The following is a 26879-nucleotide window of genomic DNA, read 5'->3' on the forward strand; positions in this document are numbered from 1 at the left end:
ATTTAATCATTTAATTCTATGAAAAATCTAAAATTAGGAATTTCAGCATTGGCACTTACGGTTGCCACTACTGTTTTCGCTCAAACCAGCAACAATCCGTGGTTAATCGGGGTTGGTGCTCATGGAGTGAATCACATGGCCGTACAGAACGGCGGGATTGGTGACAAATTTGGTGCATTCGATAAACTGTTTAATATCGGTGACTACCATATCACTCCACCACTTTCTAAATTAACCGTTGCAAGACACCTTGCAGGTCCTTTGGTGTTAGACTGGCAGACTTCTGTTGGTAACGTTCCAAATGCAAGATTCAACATGGGCAAGGAATTTATGCTGATGACTGGTTTAGGTCTTCAACTTAAAGCAAATACCCTATGGAATGAAGAGTCCTGGTTTGACCCATATTTAAGAGTTGGTGCCAGCTACCTAAGACATGATTACTCAGGTGTAAGTTTCCCTGCAGTAGATGCGGCTAACAACAACGACGTAATTGCTTATGACAAAAACGGTACTACTGTAGGAAAAGCAAATCACTTTGCTACTCCAGTAGGTCTTGGATCTAACTTCTGGATCACCAAGAACTTCGGTTTAGGTGTTCAGGGAGACTATGTAGCTACTCCATTCAACGACGGTTCCAATGTTCCTAACTTCTGGCAGGCTTCTGCTTCCCTGTTATTCAGATTTGGACAGAGAGACAGAGATAAGGATGGTATCTTAGACAAAGATGATCTTTGCCCAGATACTCCAGGTTTACCTGAATTCCAGGGATGCCCAGATACTGACGGTGACGGAATCCCAGATAAAGATGATGAATGTCCAGAGGTTGCAGGACCGGTTGAAAACAACGGTTGTCCTTGGCCAGATACAGATGGTGACGGAATCATCGACAGAGATGATAACTGTCCTAACGTTCCTGGACCAGCTGAAAACGCAGGATGCCCATGGCCAGATACAGACGGTGACGGTATCTTAGATAAAGATGACGCTTGTCCTACAGTTCCAGGTCTTGCTCAGTATAACGGATGTCCTAAGCCAATTGAAGTTTGGGGGGAGGAAGCTACAGTAGCATTGGAGAACATTCTGTTCAACTTTGATAAAGCGACTCTTAGACCAGAATCTAACGAGAAACTTGATAACGCAGCAAAAATTATTAAAGATTCTCAAGGAAGATTTATGATTATCGGTCATACTGATAAGAAAGGATCTGAAGCTTATAACCTGAAACTATCAAGACAAAGAGCAGCAGCAGTTGTACAGGCTCTTGAAGCTAGAGGTGTTAACGACAGCGCTCTTAAGTCAATGGGTGTTGGTGAGCAGGACGCTACAGTACCGGAATCCGCTTCTAACGCTGAAAGAGAAAAAGACAGAAAAGTTATCGTTAAGCCAGCTGATGCAGCTACTTGGGATGCTATGAAAAAGAGAGATTACTAAGAAGTAAAATCCCTATATAAAATGCACCTCCGATATTCGGAGGTGTTTTTTTTTGTTAACTTTTTATCTATTTTTGCAACTTAATCTTAAATTGAACTATGGGACGCGCGTTCGAATACAGAAAAGCATCAAAGATGGCCCGCTGGGACAAGATGGCTAAAACATTTTCCAAAATTGGAAAGGATATCGCTCTGGCTGTTAAGGCCGGCGGTCCGGACCAGGATTCCAATCCCGCGTTACGCAGGTGTATACTGAATGCCAAAGGTGCCAATATGCCCAAGGACAATGTAGAACGTGCAATTAAGAAAGCCAGTGGTGCAGATGCCGAAAACTATGAAGAAGTAACCTACGAAGGGTACGGACAGGGTGGCGTTGCATTTTTTGTGGAATGTACTACCAACAATACGACCCGTACCGTGGCAAATGTTCGTGCGATCTTTAACAAGTTCGACGGGAACTTAGGAAAGAATGGCGAACTTACTTTTCTCTTTGATAGACAAGGAGTGTTCACAATAGACAGATCAGCTATTACGATGGACTGGGACGATTTTGAGATGGAAATGATTGACGGTGGTGCCGAAGAGATTGACCAGGATGAGGCAGAGGTATATGTTACCACCAAATTTGAGGATTTTGGATCACTTTCGCACAAACTTCACGAACTTTCGATTGAAGCTAAAAGTTCCGAGCTGCAAAGAATCCCAAATCTGACCAAGGAGGTAAATGCGGAGCAGTTCAAGGCAAATATGAAGATGCTCGAGCGGTTTGAGGAAGATGATGATGTGCAGAACGTTTACCACAATATGGAAATCACAGATGAGTTGATGGCAACCCTTTAAACGTTACAAGTAATATAAAAAATGAAGACTGTTTCACCCGTGTGAGACAGTCCTTTTTTTATCTGTGCAGCAAAATATCATCTACATCATTCATTCTGTTCATTACAGCACGTGCATAGGAACAGTGCGGGTATACTTTCCAGTTGTTCTCCCTGGCATAGGCCACAGTGGCCTCCACAAGATACTTACCCATACCCCGACCTTCAAACCGCGGATGTACAAGTACAAACGAAATGACTAATTTTTGGTCTTCAGGAAAGACAGTGTAGGTTGCTCTGCCAATTTCAGCATCATCATTGGCAAGCGTAATCACGCCACCATTGCCGGATTTATTGTTTGTATAATTCATGCATTCTGTGATGAAATAAATATACCAAACCGTACCGGGGTCAGACTTCTTTTCCGGTATAGTGACTGTAGTCGCGGATCACTGTTCGGATAAACTGCTGTTCTGTTTGCTTTATCTGGTCAGGCTCCAGTTTTACTGTTTCACGTATTTTGTCTGCTATGGCCGATATAATCTGCCGGTCATGGGTTTTCATAGCGCGTTGAAAAGTTTCCTTAATAATGCGGACATCATTATCGTTAAGCGCAAGCACCTGCGGATAAGTACCCGCATATCCTTCGTCCAGATGCTCCAGAATTGTATGCGAAATTCCAATCTTATTTTTAAGCGAAATGACAGCTGTTCCCGAGGCAATCCCTCCAAGCCGCTGGTTATTTTTGCTGATGATCATAGACAGTAACCCAACAATACCGGAATTGCTCATTATGTCCACTAACCGGAATACCCACCGTATCAGATAATCGCCGAAGGAAGCCTGGTAACCGTCAATCTTCACTACCCTGATTTTTAACAGCCGTTTTCCGGGTGTCTGACCTTCCATCAGACTTTCAAAAACAAGAGTATACAGATGCATAGGCAGCGTGATCATTGTAATTATAGCAATTATTGACGCGCGGTCCAATGAATTGAAATAGGTTTCAATGTTGAAAAACTTGCCTAAAACGGTATAGAGTACAACGAGATAGGCAATCTTGATGATCATGTCGGTCAGGAATGCGGCTATTCTTTCGCCAATACCTGCCACCTGGTATTGAATATTGATATTTTGTGAGGTTGTGATGTCAATTTGAGACATAAATTTTACTATTTTAGCTTCGTATGAGGGAAGTGGCTTTTATTAAACAAAATAAAGAAAAATGGCTGGGAATTGAACAGGTTGTGGATGGAAAGATTAAAAAAAATCCAGACGACCTTTCTTCGCTGTACATTAATCTTCTGAATGACCTCTCATTTGCTCAAACCTACTACCCGAAAAGTAAAACTACCGTTTATCTTAATCATCTTTCCACGAGGATCTTTCAGAGAATCTACAAAACGAGACGAACCGAGAAAAACCGGCTCACCTATTTCTTCCTCACTGAAGTGCCGCTGCTGGTGCACCAGTACCGTAGATTTCTGGGTTATGCATTTCTGTTCTTTTTTCTATTTACCCTTATCGGCATGATATCCACCTATTATGACAAAGATTTTTCAAAACTCATTCTCGGTGAAGATTATGTGAACCGTACTCTTGAAAATATTAAGCAGGAAAATGCAGTGGGTGTGTATCAGCAGGGTTCCAACTGGGGGATGATGGTGTATATAATTGTCAATAATCTCGCTGTTGGTGCCAAACTCTTTGTTTACGGTATATTTGGAGGTTTGGGCACAGTGTACGTACTTATGCAGAATTCCATTATGGTGGGTACATTTCAGTATTTCTTTCATCAGCAGGGAGCGCTGCAGGAAAGTGCCCGCGGTATTTGGCTGCATGGCATATTCGAAATATTCAGCATGGTGGTTGAGGCAATGGCAGGCCTTGTTTTGGGGGCATCTGTACTTTTTCCGGGTACGTACTCACGCTTTAACTCTTTTAAAATAGGTTTTAAAAATTCATTCAAGATCTTTTTGAGTACAGTGCCGTTTACCGTCATGGCCGGTGTTATTGAGGGGTATGTGACCAGATATGCGCTGGAAATGCCTGTTGTTCTCAATCTGATATTTATATTGCTTTCCTTTTCCATCATATCCTTCTATTACCTGGTGTATCCGTACATCGTTCACCGAAAATTGAAAATACCTGCCAATGCAATTTTATAAAACAAGAGACTTCAGTGCACTCATTACAGATACCTTTGGCTTTTTTAAAGAGCATGGCAGAAACTACTTCCGAAACTGGCTTCTGCTGAACGGACCGCTGCTTATCCTCCTGGTGGTGTTATTTATTATTGGTTACAGAGAGCTGTTTTCTCAAATTGCCGGTGCCACGGGAGATGGTAACAGTTTCCTGCTGCAAGAGTATTTTCTGGAAAACCAGCTTGTGCTCAGTCTTTCTTTGGTAGCGGTATTTATAATTTTTCTTGCTGCCAGCATCATTAGCTACACCTTTCCGGTTCTCTATATGAAAAGACTAAGTGAGACGGGAACCACAGATATCAAAGCAGATGAAATCCTGTCTGACCTAAGAAATAACGTCTCCAGGTTCGCCCTGTTTTTCCTGGGCATGCTGTTCGTCATTGCGCCGATTTTTTTAGTGGTTTTTGGTATTTCTTATGCGCTGATGATTATCATCATCGGTTTCTTTATGTTACTGTTTCTGATGCCGCTGGCAATGAATGTGATCAATTTCCTGCTGTTCCACTATTTTAATACAGGACAGGGTTTCTTTGAGTCACTGAGCTATGCTTTTCGCTCCCAGTTCAGCTATGCCAATAACAGAAATAAATCACCATTATGGAAATACTGGGGCTCCACTTTTATAATGTATCTGATCATAAACGTGGTAACTACCGTATTTACGATGATACCAATGCTAATTATGATGTTCCGTATTTTGGCAGCAGCAGATGCCGGCAGTGGGGTAGATCCTCAAAATCCTTTTGGAGGAAGCATGGGAATTATCCTCTTCATAACCTACGGAGTTTCAATCCTGGTATCGTTTATACTGATGAATCTGATCCTGGTTAATGGGGGATTGATGTATTATGACAGCAGGACCGATCTGCACCGCACGGTAGACCTATCTGAAATTGATGCAATAGGACGCGATGAAGGTTAGTTTCATATTCTTTTATGTCTTTTTTACCTTCTCTGCGCTGTCTGCGCAGGAACCGGTCACCGGTAGTACGGAAATTGACTCGATAATTATTGACCGCCGCGCAGGTATTCCTACGGCAGATTCTCTGTTGCGTGGTCAGTCGGTCACCGATAATGTAGTTTTTCCAAAAGAGTTTCCGAAAGATTACAGAAAGAAATATTCAGATCCGGAATTTGATTATTCTTCAGTAAACCCGCGTGAGTCTGTATGGCAGCAATTCCTGAAGAAAATAGACGAAATTTTAGATTATCTTTTTGGAGAAATGAATCCCGGCAAGGCCATGGGAATTACAGGGGTCATTATACGCATCCTGGCCATTGGCCTGATCGCATTTTTGCTCTATTTTTTATTGCGTTTCCTGATTTCAAGGTATGGCATTTTTTATAAGGAGAAAAATCAGAAGGTGATCATTTACGGCACTGAACTGCAGGAGAATATTCATGAAATCAATTTTGAGGAAACCATTCGCAGTTATGAGCTACAGGGCGATTTTCGGTCGGCTGTACGGTACAGATTTTTAAAAGTACTTAAAATGTTGACTGACAGAAATGCAATCCACTGGAATCCGGAAAAAACCAACCGCGACTATGTTTCAGAAATTTCTGATCCTGGGCTTAGGCAGCATTTTACGGACCTGGTTTATATTTTTGATAATGTCTGGTATGGCGAATTCAGCATTGATGAAAGCAACTATAAGCAGTTCAGGGCGAAGTTTGACCTGGTAATTCATTAAAATTGTACCTCAGTTCGCAACTATGAATAAAACTTTTCGGCTTTACGGTATTATTTTCATCATCACTCTTGTGTTGCTGGCACTCCTTCAACTTAATAAACGGGAGGTCACGGACTGGCGTAAGAATTATGACGTTCAGCAGAAATCTCCCTTTGGGATGTATGTTTTCAATAACGAAGCTGATGCACTGTTTAGTAAGAAACTGGTTAGGGTGCAAAATTCGCCCTATAAGTATTACGGAGACAGTATCCATGGTGTTCATAACATTTTTGTCTTCCAGAAGCGTATTGATCAGGAATCGGCAAAGAAAATAATGAATCAGGTGTATAATGGTTCCGATGCAATGATTGTAAGTACTGTATTTCCAGAGCTTTTGGCTGATACCCTGAAATTTAGAACCGGCGAGTATGTGGAACTGCTGGACAGACTTAAACTTACCGACCGGAAATTTAACAGCGATTCACTTCTGTTGGACAAACGTCCTTCCAATCTGGTCTTTGACAGTCCCGATAAAAAAAGTGAAATATTAGGATTTGTAGAATCTGATGAAATGATGCCTTCCGCCAATTTTATAAAAGTGAAATGGGGCCGGGGTCATTTCTATCTTCATTCGGAACCGCTGGCTTTCACCAATTATTATCTGCTTAAACCCGGCTCCGAAGCATATGTTCAGCATGTTTTCTCTTATCTTCCGGACAGGGAAACGCTGTGGTTTACAAAGGCCACTTCCGAATCATCATCGTCGCCGCTTCGCTTTATACTTTCGCAACCGACACTTAAGTATGCCTGGTGGCTGTTTCTTGGCTCGCTGGCAATGTTTGTCATTTTCAATGTGAAGCGGCGGCAGCGTGTCATACCTGTTATACATCCGCTACAGAACAAATCTGTTGAGTTTGTAAAAAGCATAGGTAATCTGTACCTGCAGGAAGGCGATTTTCACGATATGATGGCCAAGAAAGCCCAGTATTTCCTGAACAAAGTACGAACTGACCTTCTGCTTGATACAAAGGTTTTAGATGAGCATTTTACCAAAAAACTCTCTCTTAAAACGGGCAATGACCTCACAGAAGTGGAGGAGGCTGTGGTGCTAATCAGTAAAGCCCAGGATCCTTCCGCAAATGTTACAAAGGAGGAACTTATACGAATGAATTCCTTACTGGATAACTTGTTGAGATAAGCGGAAAACTTTTTTACAAAAACAAACTAGATATATTTACCTACATGCAAAATACAGATATGAATAATACGCCTGAGTCCCCGGCAGAATTCCGTCCGAGGATAGACCTTCAGCATTTGCACCATAGTGTGAATTTGGTTAAAGATGAAATTGGAAAAGTAATTGTCGGTCAGGAAAGTATGATTGAGCATCTTATAGCCGCACTTCTTGCCAATGGTCATGTACTGATTGAAGGTGTGCCTGGAGTTGCCAAGACAATTACTGCCAAGCTGCTGTCCAAAACAATTGATGTAGATTTCAGCCGGATACAGTTTACACCGGATCTCATGCCTTCTGATATTTTGGGCTCGTCTGTCTTCAACGCAAAAACCACCGAGTTTGAGTTCAGGAAAGGGCCCATTTTCTCCAGTTTCATTCTGATAGATGAGATTAACCGCTCACCGGCCAAGACACAGTCGGCTCTGTTTGAGGTGATGGAGGAAAGGCAGATTACGATGGACGGTATCCGTTATGAGATGGAGCAGCCTTTTTTGGTTATAGCTACGCAAAACCCAATCGAACACGAAGGTACTTACCGTTTGCCGGAAGCTCAGCTGGACCGCTTCCTTTTTAAGGTGAATGTGGGCTATCCGGATTTGCAGCAGGAGATAGCAATCATTACAAATGAGCATTCCAACAGACTGGCCGACAAAACAGACGCTGTGGAACAGGTAGTGAGTGCTGCCGAGCTGAAAAGTTTTCAGGAACTGGTACGGAATATCGTTGTGGAAGCTCACCTGCTGGAATACATCGCCAATATAATCGTAAATACACGTGAGAACCCATTCCTGTACCTTGGTGCTTCGCCAAGGGCGGGATTAGCGTTGCTGGCCGCATCCAAGTCATTCGCAGCTATCCGCGGAAGGGACTTTGTAACGCCTGAGGATATAAAAGAAGCAAGTTTTGGAGTGCTCCGTCACAGAGTGATGGTATCGCCTGAGCGTGAAATGGAGGGTCTGACAGCAGATGAGATTGTGAGGCAGATACTGGAATCCATTGAGATCCCCAGATAAACCCGTTGAATATAATTATAAACTATATCTAGCCTGTCAGGAGAAATGAAGAACCTTTATATCAATACCCGTTTTTATATGGCACTCCTGGCTGTGGGATCACTTTATGTACTGGCGTTTTTTTTGCCTCTACTGCTCTGGTTCGCTCATGCCTTGCTTATAGCTTGTATATTGGCACTGGCCAGCGATATCTTTTTGCTTTTTGCAAAAGAAAATGCGGTGGTTGGTCACCGAACCCTTCCTGAAAAACTTTCCAATGGCGACCGGAATGAGATAAGAGTTAGTGTAAAGAATAATTATCCCGTTGCTGTGAGTGTGAATATCATTGACGAAATCCCTTTTCAGTTTCAGAAACGGGATTTCCTGCTAACTAAAAGTATGAAAGCGGGCGAAGATGTGACCTTTCAGTATCCACTAGTTCCCAAAGTCCGTGGTTCCTACCATTTCGGCAAACTTAATGTGTATGTAAAATCGGTACTGGGACTTGTTTCCAGAAGGTTTAAGTTTCAGGACGGAGACTCGCTTCCATGTTACCCTTCATTTATCCATTTGCGGAAATATGAACTGATGGCTCTCCAGAATGAGTTCATGATGGGAGGGCTTAAAAAAATCCGTAAGCTTGGCCATACTATGGAATTTGAGCAGATTAAGGATTATGTTCCGGGTGATGATATCCGGACCATTAACTGGAAGGCTACCGGAAAGCGAAACCAGCTGATGGTAAATCAGTATCAGGACGAAAAATCACAGCGGATATTTTTGATGATTGATAAGGGAAGAACAATGCAGATGCCTTTTAACGGGCTTAGTCCGCTGGATTATTCCGTAAATGCTGTCATGGCGCTCAGTCATATCATTCTGAAAAAAAATGACCGGGCAGGGCTTATGACTTTCAGCCGTAAAACGGAAAACAAAGTAGCAGCCGACAATAAATCCGGGCAGTTGCGTAAAATATCGGAAGCACTGTATCAAATCGAGACTGACTTCTTTGAAAGTGATTTCAGCAGATTGTATCAGGATGTAAAGTTTACCGTAGGGCAGCGTAGTCTGATCCTGCTTTTTACCAATTTTGAAACGTTGGATGCAGTTAACCGGCAAATGAAATACCTGCGGGGGATCGCCAAAAATCATTTACTTGTAGTGGTTTTTTTCCGGAACTCCGAACTGCATGACCTTATCCAGACAAATCCTGAAAATATGAAGGATGTTTATGACCAGATCATTGCAGAAAAACTGGAATTCGAAAAGAAACTGATTATGCAGGAACTGAGAAAATATGGTATATATTCCGTTTATACTCTTCCTGAAAATCTTAATATAGAGGTAATTAATAAATATCTGGAGATAAAGGCCAGAGGACTTCTTTAGCAATAGAAATTATAATGAAGATAAGATTAAACAGAATTAACGAAGATTATCTATTTGAATGTACCAATGCAGCAGGAAACACGATTCTTTTGGACAATACTTCGCAACCCGATGCGAAAGGTGTTTCACCCATGGAGAGTTTGCTTATGGCCGTAGCGGCCTGCAGCGGAATAGACATGGTAAGCATTCTGAAAAAGCAAAGGCAGGAAATCACGGACTTCTCTGCTGAGGTAGAAGGTGAACGAATTCAGGTTGATGAGGCTAAGCCCTTCAAAGACATCAAGGTGAAATTTATGCTGGAAGGTATTATAGATCCGGCCAAAGCATTGCGGGCAGCAGAACTCTCCTTTCAGAAATACTGCTCGGTTTCCAAAACCCTGGAGCCTAATGTGACTGTGACCTACGAAGTCACCGTAAACGGAGAAGCGGTTTAGAAATTACTGGCCTCAGGAAAATTTTCCTTTTGGTGTGCGCGTAGGCTGCAGGAGCTTTGCTACTGTAGCGGTCCAGCCGGTTTGATGTGATGCACCGATGCCTTTACCGGTATCACCGTTAAAATATTCGTGGAAAAGCATATAATCCCGGAAATGCTCGTTGTGGTTCATTAGAGGGTCGCCACCATTGAAGGGGCGTTCACCTCTCTCATCCCTTTTGAAGATGGAGCAGAGGCGGCGGCTGAGGTCCGTGGTCACAAAGTCCAGATTGCGCATCTCGCCACTATTTGCGGGATATTCAATCTGCAGACTCTCACCATAATAGTAAAAGAAGCGCTGCAGGCTTTCCACAATGAGGAAATTTATAGGAAACCAAATCGGTCCCCGCCAGTTGCTGTTGCCGCCAAACATGCGGCTGTCACTTTCAGCGGGCGTGTAACGCACTGTGAAATCCTGACCGTCTACAGTAAATTTAAATGGCTCTTCAGCATAAACCTTAGACATAGAACGGATTCCGAAATCGGAAAGGAATTCATTTTCATCAGCCATCCTTTTCAGGATTCGTGTAAGTCTGGTCTTACGCAGGATGCTCATTAGGTGTTTGCCGCCCTGTCCCTCTACCTCCCAATGGGACACGAGGTTTGCAAGCTGAGGTTTGTTTTTCAGGATCCAGTCCATTCTTTTTGTGAAGTTGGGCAGTTTCTCCAGAATCTCATGATCTATTATCTCTACGGCGAACATTGGTATTAAACCTACAATACTTCTTAACTGCAGAGAAATGGAGTCGCCGTCATTGAGTTGCAGTACGTCGTAGAAGAAGCCGTCCTCCTCATTCCAGAGGCCGCCTTTGGCATCGCCTATATTCTCCATAGCTTCGGCGATGTAGAGGTAATGCTCAAAAAACTTTATGGCCATATCCTCATACACCGGATTATGCAGCGAAAGTTCCATTGAGATCCGCATCATATTGAGCGCAAACATTGCCATCCAGCTGGTACCGTCGGCCTGTTCCAGATGGTCACCGTTCTTAAAGACCATGTTTCTGTCGAAGGCTCCAATATTATCAAGACCCAGAAATCCTCCCCCAAATACATTATTGCCGTTTTTATCCTTCCTGTTTACCCACCACGTAAAATTGAGCAGCAATTTCTGAAACACACTTTCAAGAAACGGGACGTCGGGACGGCCGTTTATTTTTTCATCGATCTTATAAACGCGGAAAGTAGACCATGCGTGTACGGGCGGATTTACATCACTGAAAATCCCACTCATAGGCAGGCAGTTGGCCGTTAGGATGGATATACCATTCCTTGGTGAGCAGGCGAAGCTGGTCTTTTGCGAACTGCGGATCAATAAGCGCAAAGGGCACACAGTGAAATGCAAGATCCCAGGTTGCGAACCACGGGTATTCCCATTTGTCCGGCATGGAGATAATGTCCTTGTTCTGCATGTGTTCCCATTCGCGGTTCCTCACATGAGCTTTAAAATCGCGGTTTGCTTCAAGCTTAGGATCTCCTTTCAGCCATTTGGAAACATTATAATGGTAGAACTGTTTGTTCCACAGAAGTCCTGCAAAAGCCTGCCGCTGTATGTTTTTTTCGTCTTCGTCGGGAATTTCGCACTGAAATATGCTGTAATACTCATCGGCCTCAAGTTTACGCTGCTGCATTAACTCATCAAAACCGTAAAACGCATCTTCCATTTCATGCGGACTAAGCCGGAAATCAAAGGTCCTACTTTCACCCGCTTCCAATTCAGTATTTACAAGGAAACAGGCTTTCGTTCCGGTTTTGTCAGGATTTACAGCATCTTCCTTTCCATGAACCAGAAAGTCGTTGATGCCGTCTTTAAAATATTTCGCCTCTGAATTCGTTCCCGGAATTTTACTGCCGTTGGTTTCATTACCGCAGAACAGGATATTCCAATTTGGATCGCGGGCATACAGTCTTTTAATACTTATGCTGTCATGGTTGATTTCTATACTTCCCGGTGCGCCTGCCCTTAACTCCGGTTCATAAGTACCGTTGCCCCAGGCCCAATTATTCCGGTACCATACTGTTGGAAGGATTACAAGTGCGGCCTTTGAATTGCTGCGGTTTATGGCCGTAAGCCGGATAAGGAAGTCATTCTTATCTGTCTTTGCATATTCTATAAACAGATCAAAATAGGCGTCGTTATCAAAAATACCTGTTTCTGTCAGTTCAAATTCAGGTTCATTTTTGCTTCTACGGGCGTTTTCAGCAATGAGATGCTCATAAGGAAACGCATTTATGGGATACTTGTAAAGCATCTTCATATAGGAATGCGTGGGAGTATTATCAAGGTAAAAGTAGATTTCCTTTACATCCTCCCCATGATTGCCTTCATGATTGCTGAGACCAAAGAACCGTTCTTTTATGACTTTATCCTTTGTGTTCCAGAATGAGAAAGCAAAGCAGAGCCTTTGTTTATGATCACAGATTCCTGCAATACCGTCTTCGCTCCAGCGATAGGTGCGGCTTAGGGCATCCATGTAGGTTGTGTAGCCCCACGCATTGCCGGTGGCACTGTAATCTTCGCGTACAGTACCCCACTGTCTGTTACTAACATAAGGTCCCCACTTTTTCCATTCCGGATTTTGTAATCTCTCCTTTTCAGCATTCATTAGTCAACATTTTACCTAACGAAGATAATTTTTTTTATAAAAGACCATTCCGTGCAGGATGCGGATTTTGTTACAGGATAGGATGGGTTTTAAATTGCTTTTCAGAATCAAACAGAAACCTGTAAGTAGCAAGTTTTCTTGTTACTACTGTATCCAGTGCCTCAGCTATTTTAATCATTTTTGGATTAAAGTCGCCAATCCACTGAAGTTCCGTAGTTTCAAAATCGGTATGCGTTCGCAGGTGCTGGGTGCCCTCCCATATCATATAGCCATCTATTCCTGTTCTTTGCCATTCCGGCACGACCCCGAAAACGATTCCTACCATTTTTGTGTTTTTTCTGAACCGCTTGAACCAAAGAAATTTTATTTTTTCAAATAAACCGAATTTTCCGTTCAGGTATTTAAACCATTGGTTCATATCAGGAATATTCATCCAAACAGCGATCGGTTTTTCATTCTCATACACAAACCAGGAAATATGTTCGTTTATAACTGGCTTCATGCTTTTAAACATCTCCAGGGTTTTCTTATACTCCAAAACTTTGCCGTCCCCATGGCTGGCCCACGCACGGTTATAGACTTCTGTGAAATCTGCGGCAAATTTTTCCAGCGTATTCTTTTTAAGCGGCCGGGCGGTAATGGCTGGATTTCTGGAATGTTTGCTGTGCAATATACGGAATACGCGGGAAACTTCGCCATGTACAGGCCTGCTGTAACAGAGCTGGTTATAGTAGATTTTGAAGCCGTAATTTTCAAAAAGTGTGGAATAATAAGGTGCATTATAATTCATGCCGTACAGTGGTTCTGTAAAGCCGTCTGTAAGCACTCCCCAGAATTTATCCCTTTCGCCGAAATTTATTGAACCGTCCATAGCTTCCATTCCACGTTCGGTCAGCCACTTTCGGCAATGATCAAAAATAAAGTCAGCGGTCTCCTGACTATTTATAGAGTCGAAGAATCCTAAGCCACCAGTTGGCTGTTCATTTTCATATTTTGGATTTACGAATACTGCCACACGGCCTACCGTTTCATCATTACTGTTGCGGAAGAGAAAACGCTCACATTTGCCAGAAGCAAACAGTTTGTTTGTAAGGGGGTCAAAAACCTCTTCCACATCTTTGTCCAGAGGTCGGATGTATTGGGGATCGTCTTTGTAAAGATGTGCAGGGAAATCAAGAAACTCCCTTTTCTCCTTTGCGCCCGTGACGGGTACAACTTTCAGCATAAAATCTTTTTAGTTAAGCGAATGTAATATTTTTTGAGTTGATTTTAAAATAGTAAGAAAATTTAAATCCTTAATTTTGCCTTATATAACTGGACTATGAACGATTTGAGTGATAATGATGATGATATTTTTTCGGGACGCGAGCATACACCGCTGCGGGACGATGCTTTTGAAAAATCTCCGGAAGAAAAGGTGGAGATAATCAAGCACCATTTTCATCAGATTATGGAAACTTTGGGGATGGATATGACTGATGATTCGCTGAAGGATTCGCCTGGCCGTGTGGCAAAGATGTATGTAAATGAAATCTTTGGTGGCCTTTTGCCGGAAAACAGACCCGGAATCTCCACTTTCTCCAATAAATACAAATACCGCCAGATGCTGGTGGAAAAGGATATCACCGTGTATTCATTTTGCGAACACCATTTTTTGCCAATCATTGGTAAGGCTCATGTGGCTTATATCTCTAACGGTGAAGTAATTGGCCTATCCAAAATAAACAGGATAGTGGATTATTATGCCAAGCGCCCGCAGGTTCAGGAACGTCTGACGATGCAGATTGTATCAGCTCTCAAGGAAGGGTTGGGTACAAAGGATGTGGCATGTATTATTGATGCGAAACACCTGTGCGTGAACTGCCGCGGTATTAAGGATACCGCAAGTTCAACGATTACGGCGGAACTGAGCGGAATTTTCCGTACTAATCCAATCACAAGACAGGAATTCCTGCATTACGTAGGAACGCACGCTAAATTCGACTAATTGCATTTACTGAAATTCAGACACAAATTTAAATGAGAGAACTTAAAGTCTATAACTCTATTACCGGAGCAAAGGAAGTTTTTAAACCAATTCATCAAGGCAATGTCGGTATGTATGTTTGCGGTCCTACCGTTTACAGTAATGTTCATTTGGGTAACGTCCGTACCTTTATGTCCTTCGATTTTATCTACAGATCACTTACCTACTTCGGATATAAGGTGCGTTATGTGCGCAACATAACCGATGCAGGTCACCTTACCGATGACGGTGATGTGAATAATGACCGTTTTGTTAAACAGTCCAGGCTTGAAAAGCTTGAGCCTATGGAGATCGTACAGAAATATACCGTCGACTTTCACAAGGTCCTGGAAACATTCAATCTTTTACCGCCAACCATTGAACCTACGGCAACGGGTCACATCCTGGAGCAGATTCAACTTACGCAGGATCTTATATTAAAAGGTTTCGCTTACGAAAGCAACGGTTCGGTTTATTTTGATGTTCAGGAGTACAACAGCCGGGGTTTGAACTATGGCGAACTTTCCAAACGGAATATTGAAGAGCTTTTTGCCAATACACGTGATCTTGACGGCCAGGGGGAGAAGAAGAATCCACAGGACTTTGCGCTTTGGAAAGCAGCTTCACCTGCACATATTATGCGCTGGAATTCGCCGTGGGGTGCGGGGTTTCCTGGTTGGCACCTGGAGTGTACAGCAATGTCAACTAAGTATTTAGGTGATCAGTTCGATATTCACGGTGGGGGCATGGATCTGAAATTTCCACATCATGAATGTGAAATCGCTCAGGGAAAAGCCTGTAACGGGGTTGCGCCGGTTAATTACTGGATGCACGCCAATATGCTCACAATGAATGCGCAAAGGATGAGTAAATCCACGGGAAACTACATCCTGCCTATGGAATTGGTAAACGGAGACAACGATTTTTTTGAAAAAGCTTTTCATCCAAGTATTGTCCGGTTCAATTTTATGCAGGCACATTACAGAAGCGTTCTGGATATCTCTAATGATGCAATGATTGCCAGCGAGAAGGGGTATAACCGCCTTATGGATGCGTTGTCAATTCTTGAAAATGTCACCACTACTGCGGAAATATCGTCATTTGATCTTGCTCTGTGGAAGGAGAAATGTTTGGAAGCGTTAGCCGATGATTTTAACTCGCCTATACTAATTGCTCATTTGTTTGAAGCTGTGAATTTTATTTTTAAACTGAAAGACGGCAAAGAAACATTAACTGCTGGTCATTTAGAAGATTTGCGAACCTTTATGAATGAAATTGTTTTTGATGTGCTGGGCCTTCAGACAATTGAAGAGAGCGGGAACAGTAAACTGGACGAAACGCTGCAGGTATTGATCGACCTAAGAACACAGGCGAAGAAAGCCAGAAACTTTGAACTGTCAGACCAGATCCGTGACCGTCTTCTCCAAAAAGGGATTCAGTTAAAAGATGGACGGGAAGGAACCACCTATTCTATCATCTGAATTAATATCTGCATAAGTAGTCTCAATACCAAAAAACACCGCGTGCAGCGGTGTTTTTTGATATAAGGATGTATAAGTTGATCATAACAAATGCGGTCAGTATAAAACTTTACGTAAAAACGTATCAGAATATTAAATAAATAGCTAATTTAGTGTGGATTAACATGCAGGTATAATATAAATTTTATTGCTATGAAAAAATCTATCCTAACTTTTGCAGCCCTTTTCACAGGCACATTCGCGTTAGCGCAGAATGACATCTATGCCCTTACAGGCAAATCGCCGCAACAAATCCATTTTAACGATTTACGGTCGCTGAGTGTAGCATCGGATAACGCCGGTAACGTTTTATTGTCTGCGGAGGCAGACGTCAGTGTTTTTTCGCAGAATATTAAATCAGTGGTTAAAGAAAGCCGTCAAACTCAGCATCATGTACAGACTCCGGCCATGGCAGCCCTTGCTTACAGTGGTGGCGAGCTGATCTTTTCGCCCATGTACTCATCTAATGTTTACGTTATGAATGAGAAGAGCGGAAAAATCACACTGGTGGAAAATACGGCTGTAAAAACCTCTGCCTGTGACCTGACGTCGCATATTACCAGAATGACCGCAGGAATTGACGGGCATATTTATGCGCTTAATAATGCGGGTACCCAGCTAGTCAGGATATCAAAGGAAAACGGAATGTATTCCGTGACCGACCTTGGTCTGGTGAAGGATGCATCCACCCGTCCGGAAGAGTCTTTGAGAACCGTTCAGACCGGTTTCGGAGGGGATATGATCGCAGATGCGCAGGGTAATCTCTATGTTTTGTCTGCCTCCGGAAATGTTTTTAAAATCTCAGTAAAGTCCTTATCCTCTGAGTATATCGGTAAAATAGCCGGTTTGCCACAAGGTTACTCGCTGAATGGTGCAGCAGTAAGTGCTGACGGTAATGTAATTGTGGGTAGCGCAAAATCTGAAGGTTTTTACAGAATCAATATTGATGATCTTACAGCCACTGCTGGTAAAAATGAGGTGAAATATCCTGTATACGATCTTGCCAGCGCGCATTTCCTTAAGCAAAGCGGTAAATCAGTGCCCGAAGCGACTTCAGCAGGAATAGAAGTTTATCCTACAAGAATTATTGCCGGAGAACTGAATGTACGAATCACCGATCCATCGGTGACCACGGCGGTTATCGGTTTATACGACAGTTTCGGAACACTGGTGATGTCAAAAACTGTAAAAAATGCACCACGTGCTAACAGTCATCTGCTAAACGTTGGGAAACTGAAACAAGGCCTGTATATTGTTACTGTAGGCGGTGAAAAAGGGGAACAGCTTCACAGTGTCAAAATACTAATCGAGTAACTGGTAACATTTTTTTAAAAGAAGCTTACTTTAAAAAGGCAAATTATCTTTGGAGTTGCCAGGTGTATTTTGCCTTCCCGATTCTTCCCTCATTCTTTCGATAACCAACAGTTTCGGTGAGTGTGGGAAGTTTTTTTTAATGTCTGTTTGGCTGGGAATCGCTGATTTAACAGCAGTTTCCTAACTTGCTGTCTGTAAAATGAGTTTGGATATGAAACTGACCTTTAACCTACACTACAATACAAAATTTGGTGAGAGTCTGCGGATTCGGATTTTCCAAGAGGGTCATGCTGATCAAATTTATCCGTTAACGTATTCCGAAGGTGGAAACTGGACTGTGGACCTGGATTATTTTTCCAGAAAGATATCTTACTGTTATCAGGTTACGTGTGACGGAAAGATTACAGATGAAGAGTTGGTGAATCACTGTTTATCATTTCCACATACAATCAAGGAGTACCGGATCTTTGATTTCTGGAACCTGAAGAATTTCCCTGAGAACTACCTTACCAATAAGGTACTCAAAAACAGACTCGGCGACTTTAAAGCTGAAAAAGTTACTATCCTCAGAAGCCATACCCACTACTTCCGCCTGGAGGCTCCGCTTTACAGTGATTTGTGGCAAGTGGTTATTTGTGGCGCTCCGGAAGAACTCGGTAATTGGGATTATGGTAAAGCTTTACCAATGCGGCAGACAAAATCCGGATTATGGGAAGCTTCAGTGCTTATTGAAGATCATACAGATATACAGTATAAATATGGTATCCGCGATATCCGAACCGGAAATACGGAGTTGGAATGGGGAGCAAACCGTTTTGCTGTTTCTAATGAGGAAGAAGATGTACTCTACACATTATCTGATCACAATTTCAGGTTTAAAAGTCATCAAATGTACCATGCTGCCGGGGTGGCAATTCCTGTGTTTTCCCTCCGCAGTTCCCGTGGATATGGAGTAGGTGAGTTTGCTGATTTAATTGAGTTTGGAAATTGGTCAAGTGCTGTAAATCTTTCGGTTATTCAGGTCCTGCCTATAAATGATACCACTGCGACCCATACATGGACGGACAGTTATCCTTATGCGGCTGTATCCGTTTACGCCCTACATCCTCTATATCTCTCTATTGACCGGTTGCCCTATGGATTATCCGCACCCTTATTGGAAAAGTACGGGGAAGAACGGGCGAAGCTAAACGAGTTACCTTCGGTAGATTATGAGCGTGTAATGCAGGGAAAGTGGTTTTATCTGAAGGAGTTATTCACCGAAAATAAAGAGCAGATTGCAAAAGACCGAAGCTTTAGAAGATTTATCAGAAATAATGAAGAGTGGTTGGTGCCCTACGCTGCGTTCTGTGTACTTCGTGATAAATATGGAACTCCGAATTTCAATCTCTGGAAAACCCACAGGAAGTATATTCCTGGAAAAATTGAACTGAGTTTTACTCCAAAAAGCAAAGACTACGGTTCCTTCCTACTGCACCAATGGATACAGTATGAACTGCACAGACAGCTTACTGAGGCGGTAGATTATCTGCACAGTCTTAGGATTTCCATAAAAGGTGATCTTCCCATTGGGATTTACAGATATTCTGTAGAGGCCTGGACAGAACCGCATCTTTTCGGAATGGATTACCAGGCGGGGGCACCGCCGGATCAGTTCTCGGATCTGGGCCAGAATTGGGAGTTCCCTACCTACAATTGGGAACAGATGAAGTTAGACGGGTACCGTTGGTGGAAAGACAGGTTTAAAGCTCTGGAGAATTACTTCGACGCCATGCGGATTGATCATATTCTGGGTTTTTTCAGGATTTGGCGTATGCCTTCTTCCGCTGTTCAGGGAATTCTGGGTTATTTTTATCCCGCTGTACCTGTTACTGAAGAAGAATTCGGGGCCAGAAATATCCCGTTTGATGAGGTTCGGTACTGTCAGCCGTATATCAATCTGGAGATTCTTGAAGAGATCTTTGGTGAAGGTCTTGGATACATTCAGTCAAAATTTATTACTGAGGCGGGCGGAGGCCACTACATTTTTAAGACCGAATATAATACCCAGCGGAAAATTAAGGAGTATTTTGATGTGTATCCCGACGATGCCTTGCGCGATAAGCTGTACGGTTTATGCGCCAATGTTCTGTTTCTCAAAGAGGAGAAGGATGATGAGACCGTCTATCATCCAAGATTTAATACGGATAAAACCGACAGTTTTAAATATTTAGCTGAAAAGGAGCAAACCGCAGTTTATGAACTGTATCTGGATTACTTCTACAGCCGTCAGGAAGATCTTTGGCATAAAAGTGCCATGGAAAAACTGCCCCAGATCCTTAACTCCACAGAAATGCTTATCTGCGGCGAAGATCTTGGACTTGTGCCCGACTGTGTGCCGGTAGTATTGCAGCAGCTGGGAATTACCGCTCTAAAGGTGCAGCGAATGCCCGCCGATGATATTCCGTTTTACAATCCGAAAAATGCAGGTTATATGAATGTGGTTACTGCCAGTTCCCACGACAGTTCTACACTGCGTCAATGGTGGCAGGAAGACCGTTCGGTGACCGAAAAATATTTCAGGGAACAGCTTATCCAGCGTGGAACCGCACCTTCGGAACTGATGCCGCCATTGGCTGAAATTATAATGAAACAGCATCTCTTTAATGATGCTATGCTGGCCATTTTTCCTCTACAGGAATTTCTGGGTACTGATCAGGAGCTTAAAAATCCTGATCCTGATTCCGAAAGAATTAACGATCCGTCGGTTTTTCCCCACTTCTGGAACTACCGAATGCATCTTGAGATAAATAAATTACAGGAGTCCGAAAAATTTAACAAAAAAATTTCAGACTGGATTGCAGCTTCAAACAGAATATAACGGTATCTGTTTACCAGTATGTTACAATAATTAAAGTGGAAGTTTTATCATATGATTTAACTTCCTTTTTTATTTCCCATCCAACTACAGGTTCAAAGTGCATGAATCCCCTGATGAAAGGGGTTAGCGAAGGTTTAGCTGTAAAATGTGGCATGTTTTTTAATCACATTTAACCGAACAATTAATATATAATTTTAAGATGAAAAAATTACTTTTAGGATTGGCAATGACTGTTGGGACATTGTCTTTCGCGCAATATCAAAGCACCAGCTTCGGAAACGGTGGATACGGAAACTATGACGGATATAATAACTCATATAACAATGATAACTATTACTTCCCGGACGAGTATTATTATGATTTTCCAAAGGATTATTATGCCGAAAATTATTATCAAAGTTATTACAATGACTACAGGAACAGCATTGTGATGATTAACTGGAACGATTTCTTCCGGAGGCACAGACTGTCCTCCTGGCAGGTGCAGCAGATTATGATGCTTAATGACATGTATTCGTCATACGCCAGCTGGAATTCTTATTACAGATATAATCCGGACAGATGGTATTTTGACAGATTCTACTCACTGCAGCAGATTATGGGACCGCAGATTTTCATAGTGTACCAAAACAATTACTACAATGGCTACCATCCTATATCTTATTTCCAGAATTACAGACAGGAATATTATGTGCCCAGATATAGAGTGACGCCCCGCTACAGGAATGTAAACATTAATATTTACAGGTTAGACCGTAACCGTTTTGTAGAAAAGCATGGAAATAAATATGGCTGGAGTGAAACCCGTAATCCCCATAACTCGGCAGGTGTGCGCCAGACTACAGGTCGCAGGGACGGTACGGGTATACAGTCTCAACCTGTCCGTAATAACCCTGCATTGAGAAATGGAAGTCAAAGAGCAGAATCAAGTGTCGCGCCTCGAACCGCCTCGCCCGCAACAGGCGTTAGAAATACTTCTGCACAGCCGGCAGCAGCTCCGCGCGGTGCTGCAAACGGGAGCATCCAGGGACAAAGAACGCCTACACGTGCTATGTCACCAGTAACTGAGGGTACCTCCGGTGGCAGCCGTAATATACCGGCTCAGGCATCGCCATCTGTGCGCAACAGTTCCGGTAATGGACAGAGGGGTGCCAGTCCGAGTCCTTCCGCAAGTTCGGGGAGTCGCGGGCAAAACTCATCTGTTAGAGGTGGCTCCAGATAGTGGATTAAAGTAAATGTCAGGCACAGAGTCTTTATTTTATCAAAAACACATGCGACCCTAATTTATTTTAACAAAATTTAATACAGATACTTTTTAACTTACTGTATTGTTAGGTATCCTAAAGATATAACAGAAGATAATTAATTGATATGAAAAAAATAGTAATAGCAACCTTCCTTAGTTTAGGAACCTTCGCAATGGCGCAGCAAACACCCGCAATGCCGGAGAGCAAAGCGCAGATGGAACAGAAACGTGCAGATATGCAAAAAATCCGCGCACAGAAACAACAGCAGCATCTTGCGGAAATGCAGAAAAACCTAAATCTTAATGTGGAGCAGATGGAAAAAATCCGTGCAATGCAGGAGCGCAGTTTTGCAGAGCATCAGAATCAGATGCAAAAAAGCCGGGAAGTTCAGAAAGACCGTATGCAGGCTATGAAGCTTAAGCAACAGCAGAAGGAAGCTGAGATGAAAGCTATACTTACACCGGAACAGTTTGCTAAGTGGCAGGAATCCAGACAGAAGATGATGGCCGAAAGAAAAGCTAAAATGCAAACGGCAGACGGGATGAAAATGAAAAGAAACGGGATGCATAGAAAAATGGATCTTCAGAAAAAACCATAGTAGTTCATAGTTTTGATTTTTAATGTGAAGAGGGCAGAGGTTATTTATAGCTTCTGCCCTTTTTTTATGGCCACACTTTCCAAATCCCAAATAAATTGCTACTTTTGGAATTAACATAAAATTAAGATTCAAAATGATTAGCGATAAAATAGCCCAGCTTTTAAATGAGCAAATAACCAAGGAACAGTATGCAGCTCAGTATTATCTTTCCATGTCTGCATGGTTTTTTGCGCAGGATTTGGACGGTATTGCCAACTATTTCCGTGTACAGAGTAAGGAGGAACTGATGCATGCAGATAAGATGTTCGATTTTCTGAATGATGTGGGCGCAGAGATAGTAATTGGCGAGATTGCGAAACCACCACATGAGTTTATGAGCCATATTGAAGTCTTCGAGAAGGCACTGGAGCACGAGAAAACGGTGACCCGAAGTATATTCAATATTGTGAAAAACGCAAACGACGAGGGCGATTTTGCTACGGTTTCTTTTCTGCAGTGGTTTATCAATGAACAGGTTGAAGAAGAGGCAAACGCTTCACAGCTGGTAACAAAAATAAAGATGGTACATACTAATCCTTCCGCTCTGTATCTGTTCGATCAGGAACTCAGTCAGCGGGTATTTACGGCAGATCCGGCTAACTAAATACAGACACACAAAATGATGAAAAATATTTTAGGCCTTTGTCTTTCGGCATGGTCTGTCTTAGCGCTTTCCCAAACTTACGGCATAGCCGCTATCCCGGAGCAGTTGCTGAAGAATTCGAATGCCATACTTCGTGAAAGTAGCGAAGCGTATACGCTGAAATCCGTAAACGATCTTGTAATTGAAAGGGATCAGGCGGTTACAATACTGAGTAATGCCGGTGACGAATTTGCGAATGTCTACATTCCGTACAATCCTACCACTAAAATAAGCAATATAAAGGTTGAACTTTACGACGCGGCAGGAAAGCTTACCGGAACATTCAGCAAGAAAGATTTTTCCGATTATACCCACAACCCGAGTGCGGCGCTTTACGTGGATGACAGGATTATGATCCTGCGTCCAACTGCACCGAAATATCCTTTTACAGTCCGCACTACCTACACTACAAATACATCCAATACAGTCTATCTAAGTTCTTTCCGACCTGTAAGCAGCTACGGTATTGCTGTGCAGAATGCAACGTTTACGGTGATAAACACTTCAGGTATTAATGTACGGACAAAAGTTACGGACCGTCCTCTTGCGAAGGTTGCCGAAAACAAAACCGGAAACCGCTGGCAGTACAGTTATAAGAATATTCCTGCTGTACGTGCCGAAGATCTGGCGCCGAGTATAAACAATCTTGTTCCTTATGTAGAATTTTCTCCGGAAAAATTTACGCTTGCAGGCCGTCAGGGTGATATGAGTGACTGGAATGCCTTTGGTAAATGGTATTACTCCCAACTTATAAACCCTGTATCAGAGATTACACCGGAAATACGTGCAGAAGTAGCGGCTCTTAATTTAAGCGGAACGACTTCCCAGAAGGTGAAAACCATTTACCAGTATATGCAGAACAAGACAAGGTATGTACTTATTGCAATGGGAATTGGTGGTTGGCAGCCTATGCCGGCTGCGGAGGTCAGCAAGAAAGGGTATGGCGACTGTAAGGCACTCACCAATTATATGAGGACGCTGCTGGAGGCTGCAGGTATTCCGTCTTATTTCTCGGTGATCTATGATGACCGCTCGGAGATAAGTTTCGACAAAGATTTTCCTAAACTGTCCGGTAATCATGCAATCCTGATGGTGCCTGCTGAAACCGGAACAATATGGCTGGAAAATACGTCTCAGAAACACGCTTTCAATCATCTGAGCTTCACCTCACATCACCGTAACGTACTTGCAGTAAATGAAGACGGAATTAAGATTGTAGATACACCGCGCTACAAACCGGAGCAAAGCAAGGAGATTTTAAGGTCGGAGGTGCAACTTACAGAAAACGGCAGCATGGTTTCCAGATCTACGTTCGAATTTACCGGTGGGCAGTATGACAATAACCTGGGCCTTTTTTCATTAAGCAGCAGTGAACTGGAGCAGGCACTGAAAAGCAGGCATCACAATATCAATACGGTTAAATTAGCGGTACAAAACCTGAAAAATGACCGCGAGTCCGGTAAGGTGATCTACGATATGAATCTGGAAGCTAATAGATTTGCGAAAAAATTGGGAGAAGACCTGTTTTTTCCCGTTATGCCTTATTATCAGGATGTGGTTTATTCTGCCAATGAAGAAAGAACCCTGCCTTTTGAAACCTCATTTCCTTATCAGGACGATTATGAGATTAGATATAAGGCACCGGCCGGTTATAAATTTTCAGATATACCGGAGTCCAAATCCTTCAGCACGGAATTCGGTTCTTACTCCCTGACCTTCACTCCTGAGGGTGAACATTTGAAAGTGAATAGAGTGATCACTGTAAATAAAGGTCAGTATCCAAAGGAAAAGTTTGCAGATTATATTGCCTTCAGAAAAAAAACAGCGAGCATTGACAATACTAAAATACTATTATCAAAATTATGAAGAAAAATTTATTTGTTCTTACCCTTTTTATGTTCGTTTTCGCCAATGCACAGAACAAATTTCGTGAGACTCCCAAGCTCACAACCGAAGATTTGAAGAGTGAAAGATCCAGCAAATTTACCGATGCACCTGCTGAAGTACTTTTCAAATCTTCCCATTTCCTGATTGATTATAATGGGCATATGTATCAGAAAGTTTCTAGGAGAGTTAAAGTTTATAATAAAGATAATGCAGCCGAATATCTTAGTCATGAAATTGCACTGTATGATAACAAGAGAGATCCTCCAGAAACTTTATCAGAGCTGAAAGCATTTACTTACAACTACGAAAATGGGGATATTGTTCCTACTAAAATACCAAGGGATGAGAGGTATAAATCTAAGGAGGACAAGAACTACACAGTAACAAAATTTACATTTCCAAATGTCAAAAACGGATCGGTTGTGGAATATTCTTACATCATTAAGACTCCATTCCTTGGTTCTACTCCCAAAATTTTGATTGAGGAGGCTATTCCCGTGCGATATAGCGAATTCGTACTGGACACTCCTACAATTCTTGCGTATACAATTAATTATAGTGGTACTCTGTCGCCCAGTCAGAGAATTGTGGAGGAAAAACCCATGTTTGGAAAGCCATATCAGACCTACCGTTTTGCTTTTGAAAATATTGCACCCTTCCAAAATGAGAAATATGTTCTCAACAATACAAACTACCGGACTGGCCTTATGGCAGAACTTAATTCTTCGATGATAGATAATAAGTTTACCTCCTATGCAATTTCATGGTCTGATATAAGAAAGAGACTTTATGAGCATTCTAATTTCGGGTTAGAATTAAAGAAACTTAATTCAGTTAAGGACGTCCTTCCTTCCGAAATAAAAACAATACCTGTCGCATTGGAACGTGCGGATGCAATTCTTAAATTCGTCCAGAAAGATTTCACATGGAACGGGGAGAGGTCTGTTTTTACAGATAGAGGAATTAAGAATTTGCTAAGTGCAAAAGTGGGCAATTCCGCGGAGATTAATCTGTTGCTTACCCAATTGCTACAGGATGCAGGTTTAAAGGCCGAGCCGGTAGTGTTAGCTACTGTAGATCAAGGAACTCTTTTATCCTACGCGCCATCTATTTCAAAGTTAAATTATGTTATAGCTGCAGTTTATGTAAATGGTAAAAACCATTTGCTCGATGCAACCCAAAAGCAAAGCGAAATAGACATGATTTCTCCCGACGCATTAAATTATTCCGGCTTTATAATGACGCCAAAAGAAGCTGTTGAAATCAATATGCGATATCCGTACAGGAGTAAAACTATTCTTTCTGTAGATGCTATAATGAATCCGGACGGAACATTCGGCGGTAACTTTAAGGACAGGGATACTAAGCTGTATGCCATGATGGTGAACAGCAGATACAATAGCGATAAAGCTGGTTTTGCCTCTTCTTACAAAGATACTTACAAGTTTCCCATTACCAATCTTAAGCAGGGTGTTCAGGGCAATAATGATTTTGAAACCAGTTTCGATTTCACTTCAGACAGTTTCGTAGATGCTATCGGAAGTAAACTGGTTTTCAATCCACTGCTTTTCCTGTATTCCCAGAATCATAATTTCGATCAGAAAGAACCGCGCAAAGCTCCACTGGAGTTCTATTCCGCTTACGACCGAACCAAAAAGGTAACCATAACGATTCCTGATAACTTTGAATTTCAGAATGTGCCGAAATCCAAGAAGTTCAGAACCGACGACAACGCGCTTCAATATTCCTATGTGGTAACTCAGAACGGCAACAAGCTCACGGTTGAAACTACAGTAAGTATAGACGATTCCGTGTACCCAAAAGAATACTATCCGGCTTTTGTTCAGATATTTAACAATATCACCAAACAGGAAGCACAGGTAGTGACCGTGGTAAAAAAGTAAATACTGATAATAGAAAAAAGCCGGTGAAGCATAAACGCTCA

General features: G+C 42.3%; 23 protein-coding genes. 18 read left to right on the top strand and 5 right to left on the bottom strand.

Features of this window, described 5'->3' with window-relative positions:
- The first annotated feature begins 18 nt into the window (after nucleotides 1–18).
- Complete coding sequence (locus tag H1R16_RS09200) at nucleotides 19–1431, top strand: OmpA family protein (protein ID WP_181886882.1); 1413 nt, start codon at nucleotides 19–21, stop codon at nucleotides 1429–1431.
- 98 nt (nucleotides 1432–1529) lie between these two features.
- A complete protein-coding gene (locus tag H1R16_RS09205) occupies nucleotides 1530–2270 on the top strand; it encodes a YebC/PmpR family DNA-binding transcriptional regulator (protein WP_181886881.1) in 741 nt (246 codons plus the stop codon).
- 58 nt (nucleotides 2271–2328) lie between these two features.
- On the opposite strand, the gene H1R16_RS09210 is transcribed toward H1R16_RS09205, so the two are convergent.
- Nucleotides 2329–2619 (bottom strand): GNAT family N-acetyltransferase, encoded by a 291-nt coding sequence (locus H1R16_RS09210; RefSeq protein ID WP_181886880.1) that lies wholly within the window; start codon nucleotides 2617–2619, stop codon nucleotides 2329–2331.
- Between the two features lie 40 nt (nucleotides 2620–2659).
- On the bottom strand, nucleotides 2660–3412 hold the full coding sequence (locus H1R16_RS09215; RefSeq protein ID WP_181886879.1) for an RDD family protein: 753 nt from the start codon (nucleotides 3410–3412) through the stop codon (nucleotides 2660–2662).
- A gap of 23 nt (nucleotides 3413–3435) precedes the next feature.
- Between H1R16_RS09215 and H1R16_RS09220 the strand changes: the two genes are divergently transcribed.
- From H1R16_RS09220 to H1R16_RS09250, 7 genes are read left to right on the top strand one after another with little or no spacing between them, the layout of a single operon-like run.
- Nucleotides 3436–4416 (top strand): stage II sporulation protein M, encoded by a 981-nt coding sequence (locus tag H1R16_RS09220; protein WP_181886878.1) that lies wholly within the window; start codon nucleotides 3436–3438, stop codon nucleotides 4414–4416.
- Nucleotides 4403–5374 (top strand): DUF4013 domain-containing protein, encoded by a 972-nt coding sequence (locus H1R16_RS09225; protein WP_181886877.1) that lies wholly within the window; start codon nucleotides 4403–4405, stop codon nucleotides 5372–5374. Before H1R16_RS09220 ends, H1R16_RS09225 begins: the two co-directional genes overlap by 14 nt.
- Nucleotides 5364–6146 carry a DUF4129 domain-containing protein gene (locus H1R16_RS09230; RefSeq protein WP_181886876.1) on the top strand — a complete coding sequence of 261 codons (783 nt, stop codon included), beginning with the start codon at nucleotides 5364–5366 and terminating at the stop codon, nucleotides 6144–6146. Before H1R16_RS09225 ends, H1R16_RS09230 begins: the two co-directional genes overlap by 11 nt.
- Nucleotides 6147–6168: 22 nt before the next feature.
- On the top strand, nucleotides 6169–7323 hold the full coding sequence (locus H1R16_RS09235; RefSeq protein WP_181886875.1) for a hypothetical protein: 1155 nt from the start codon (nucleotides 6169–6171) through the stop codon (nucleotides 7321–7323).
- Between the two features lie 44 nt (nucleotides 7324–7367).
- Nucleotides 7368–8375, top strand: coding sequence for an AAA family ATPase (locus H1R16_RS09240; RefSeq protein ID WP_181886874.1), 1008 nt, complete (start codon nucleotides 7368–7370; stop codon nucleotides 8373–8375).
- Nucleotides 8376–8420: 45 nt separating this feature from the next.
- Nucleotides 8421–9743: a DUF58 domain-containing protein gene (locus H1R16_RS09245; protein ID WP_181886873.1), complete on the top strand. Its 1323-nt coding sequence runs from the start codon at nucleotides 8421–8423 to the stop codon at nucleotides 9741–9743.
- 14 nt (nucleotides 9744–9757) lie between these two features.
- Entirely contained in the window at nucleotides 9758–10177 is a 420-nt protein-coding gene (locus H1R16_RS09250) for an OsmC family protein (protein WP_181886872.1), read from the top strand.
- A gap of 12 nt (nucleotides 10178–10189) precedes the next feature.
- Here the strand turns inward: H1R16_RS09250 and H1R16_RS12355 are convergent, their stop codons facing one another.
- From H1R16_RS12355 to H1R16_RS09260, 3 genes are all read right to left on the bottom strand, one after another.
- The gene (locus tag H1R16_RS12355) at nucleotides 10190–11449 is read right to left on the bottom strand and encodes a trehalase domain-containing protein (protein ID WP_318028033.1); all 1260 of its coding nucleotides are present in this window, start codon (nucleotides 11447–11449) and stop codon (nucleotides 10190–10192) included.
- On the bottom strand, nucleotides 11430–12821 hold the full coding sequence (locus H1R16_RS12360; protein ID WP_318028034.1) for a hypothetical protein: 1392 nt from the start codon (nucleotides 12819–12821) through the stop codon (nucleotides 11430–11432). Before H1R16_RS12360 ends, H1R16_RS12355 begins: the two co-directional genes overlap by 20 nt.
- A 70-nt stretch (nucleotides 12822–12891) precedes the next feature.
- Nucleotides 12892–14046, bottom strand: a complete 1155-nt coding sequence (locus H1R16_RS09260) for a hypothetical protein (protein ID WP_181886870.1) — start codon at nucleotides 14044–14046, stop codon at nucleotides 12892–12894.
- A gap of 96 nt (nucleotides 14047–14142) precedes the next feature.
- Here H1R16_RS09260 and folE point away from each other — a divergent pair, with 96 nt between their 5' ends.
- The 9 genes from folE to H1R16_RS09305 all read left to right on the top strand — a co-directional run bounded on the left by folE (nucleotide 14143) and on the right by H1R16_RS09305 (nucleotide 26838).
- A complete protein-coding gene (gene folE / locus H1R16_RS09265; protein ID WP_181886869.1) occupies nucleotides 14143–14808 on the top strand; it encodes a GTP cyclohydrolase I FolE in 666 nt (221 codons plus the stop codon).
- A 32-nt stretch (nucleotides 14809–14840) separates the two neighbouring features.
- Nucleotides 14841–16307, top strand: coding sequence for a cysteine--tRNA ligase (gene cysS, locus H1R16_RS09270; RefSeq protein WP_181886868.1), 1467 nt, complete (start codon nucleotides 14841–14843; stop codon nucleotides 16305–16307).
- Nucleotides 16308–16499: 192 nt separating this feature from the next.
- Nucleotides 16500–17660, top strand: a complete 1161-nt coding sequence (locus tag H1R16_RS09275; protein WP_181886867.1) for a T9SS type A sorting domain-containing protein — start codon at nucleotides 16500–16502, stop codon at nucleotides 17658–17660.
- A 211-nt stretch (nucleotides 17661–17871) separates the two neighbouring features.
- Nucleotides 17872–20520 carry a 4-alpha-glucanotransferase gene (locus tag H1R16_RS09280; RefSeq protein ID WP_181886866.1) on the top strand — a complete coding sequence of 883 codons (2649 nt, stop codon included), beginning with the start codon at nucleotides 17872–17874 and terminating at the stop codon, nucleotides 20518–20520.
- A 199-nt stretch (nucleotides 20521–20719) separates the two neighbouring features.
- On the top strand, nucleotides 20720–21742 hold the full coding sequence (locus H1R16_RS09285; RefSeq protein WP_181886865.1) for a hypothetical protein: 1023 nt from the start codon (nucleotides 20720–20722) through the stop codon (nucleotides 21740–21742).
- Between the two features lie 149 nt (nucleotides 21743–21891).
- Nucleotides 21892–22365, top strand: a complete 474-nt coding sequence (locus H1R16_RS09290; RefSeq protein ID WP_181886864.1) for a hypothetical protein — start codon at nucleotides 21892–21894, stop codon at nucleotides 22363–22365.
- 133 nt (nucleotides 22366–22498) lie between these two features.
- On the top strand, nucleotides 22499–23008 hold the full coding sequence (locus H1R16_RS09295) for a ferritin (RefSeq protein WP_181886863.1): 510 nt from the start codon (nucleotides 22499–22501) through the stop codon (nucleotides 23006–23008).
- Between the two features lie 15 nt (nucleotides 23009–23023).
- On the top strand, nucleotides 23024–24913 hold the full coding sequence (locus tag H1R16_RS09300) for a DUF3857 domain-containing protein (RefSeq protein ID WP_181886862.1): 1890 nt from the start codon (nucleotides 23024–23026) through the stop codon (nucleotides 24911–24913).
- Nucleotides 24910–26838, top strand: a complete 1929-nt coding sequence (locus tag H1R16_RS09305) for a DUF3857 domain-containing protein (protein ID WP_181886861.1) — start codon at nucleotides 24910–24912, stop codon at nucleotides 26836–26838. The genes H1R16_RS09300 and H1R16_RS09305 overlap by 4 nt, the downstream gene beginning before the upstream one ends.
- Nucleotides 26839–26879: the final 41 nt, after the last annotated feature.

Source organism: Marnyiella aurantia (assembly GCF_014041915.1).
In the GTDB taxonomy this organism is placed as follows: domain Bacteria; phylum Bacteroidota; class Bacteroidia; order Flavobacteriales; family Weeksellaceae; genus Marnyiella; species Marnyiella aurantia.

What these genes read in the sequence shown, in the direction of transcription:
- H1R16_RS09200 (WP_181886882.1), top strand. Translation starts at nt 19, where the DNA reads ATGAAAAATCTAAAATTAGGAATTTCAGCATTGGCACTTACGGTTGCC.
- H1R16_RS09205 (WP_181886881.1), top strand. Translation starts at nt 1,530, where the DNA reads ATGGGACGCGCGTTCGAATACAGAAAAGCATCAAAGATGGCCCGCTGG.
- H1R16_RS09210 (WP_181886880.1), bottom strand. Translation starts at nt 2,619, where the DNA reads ATGAATTATACAAACAATAAATCCGGCAATGGTGGCGTGATTACGCTT.
- H1R16_RS09215 (WP_181886879.1), bottom strand. Translation starts at nt 3,412, where the DNA reads ATGTCTCAAATTGACATCACAACCTCACAAAATATCAATATTCAATAC.
- H1R16_RS09220 (WP_181886878.1), top strand. Translation starts at nt 3,436, where the DNA reads ATGAGGGAAGTGGCTTTTATTAAACAAAATAAAGAAAAATGGCTGGGA.
- H1R16_RS09225 (WP_181886877.1), top strand. Translation starts at nt 4,403, where the DNA reads ATGCAATTTTATAAAACAAGAGACTTCAGTGCACTCATTACAGATACC.
- H1R16_RS09230 (WP_181886876.1), top strand. Translation starts at nt 5,364, where the DNA reads ATGAAGGTTAGTTTCATATTCTTTTATGTCTTTTTTACCTTCTCTGCG.
- H1R16_RS09235 (WP_181886875.1), top strand. Translation starts at nt 6,169, where the DNA reads ATGAATAAAACTTTTCGGCTTTACGGTATTATTTTCATCATCACTCTT.
- H1R16_RS09240 (WP_181886874.1), top strand. Translation starts at nt 7,368, where the DNA reads ATGCAAAATACAGATATGAATAATACGCCTGAGTCCCCGGCAGAATTC.
- H1R16_RS09245 (WP_181886873.1), top strand. Translation starts at nt 8,421, where the DNA reads ATGAAGAACCTTTATATCAATACCCGTTTTTATATGGCACTCCTGGCT.
- H1R16_RS09250 (WP_181886872.1), top strand. Translation starts at nt 9,758, where the DNA reads ATGAAGATAAGATTAAACAGAATTAACGAAGATTATCTATTTGAATGT.
- H1R16_RS12355 (WP_318028033.1), bottom strand. Translation starts at nt 11,449, where the DNA reads ATGAGTGGGATTTTCAGTGATGTAAATCCGCCCGTACACGCATGGTCT.
- H1R16_RS12360 (WP_318028034.1), bottom strand. Translation starts at nt 12,821, where the DNA reads ATGAATGCTGAAAAGGAGAGATTACAAAATCCGGAATGGAAAAAGTGG.
- H1R16_RS09260 (WP_181886870.1), bottom strand. Translation starts at nt 14,046, where the DNA reads ATGCTGAAAGTTGTACCCGTCACGGGCGCAAAGGAGAAAAGGGAGTTT.
- folE (WP_181886869.1), top strand. Translation starts at nt 14,143, where the DNA reads ATGAACGATTTGAGTGATAATGATGATGATATTTTTTCGGGACGCGAG.
- cysS (WP_181886868.1), top strand. Translation starts at nt 14,841, where the DNA reads ATGAGAGAACTTAAAGTCTATAACTCTATTACCGGAGCAAAGGAAGTT.
- H1R16_RS09275 (WP_181886867.1), top strand. Translation starts at nt 16,500, where the DNA reads ATGAAAAAATCTATCCTAACTTTTGCAGCCCTTTTCACAGGCACATTC.
- H1R16_RS09280 (WP_181886866.1), top strand. Translation starts at nt 17,872, where the DNA reads ATGAAACTGACCTTTAACCTACACTACAATACAAAATTTGGTGAGAGT.
- H1R16_RS09285 (WP_181886865.1), top strand. Translation starts at nt 20,720, where the DNA reads ATGAAAAAATTACTTTTAGGATTGGCAATGACTGTTGGGACATTGTCT.
- H1R16_RS09290 (WP_181886864.1), top strand. Translation starts at nt 21,892, where the DNA reads ATGAAAAAAATAGTAATAGCAACCTTCCTTAGTTTAGGAACCTTCGCA.
- H1R16_RS09295 (WP_181886863.1), top strand. Translation starts at nt 22,499, where the DNA reads ATGATTAGCGATAAAATAGCCCAGCTTTTAAATGAGCAAATAACCAAG.
- H1R16_RS09300 (WP_181886862.1), top strand. Translation starts at nt 23,024, where the DNA reads ATGATGAAAAATATTTTAGGCCTTTGTCTTTCGGCATGGTCTGTCTTA.
- H1R16_RS09305 (WP_181886861.1), top strand. Translation starts at nt 24,910, where the DNA reads ATGAAGAAAAATTTATTTGTTCTTACCCTTTTTATGTTCGTTTTCGCC.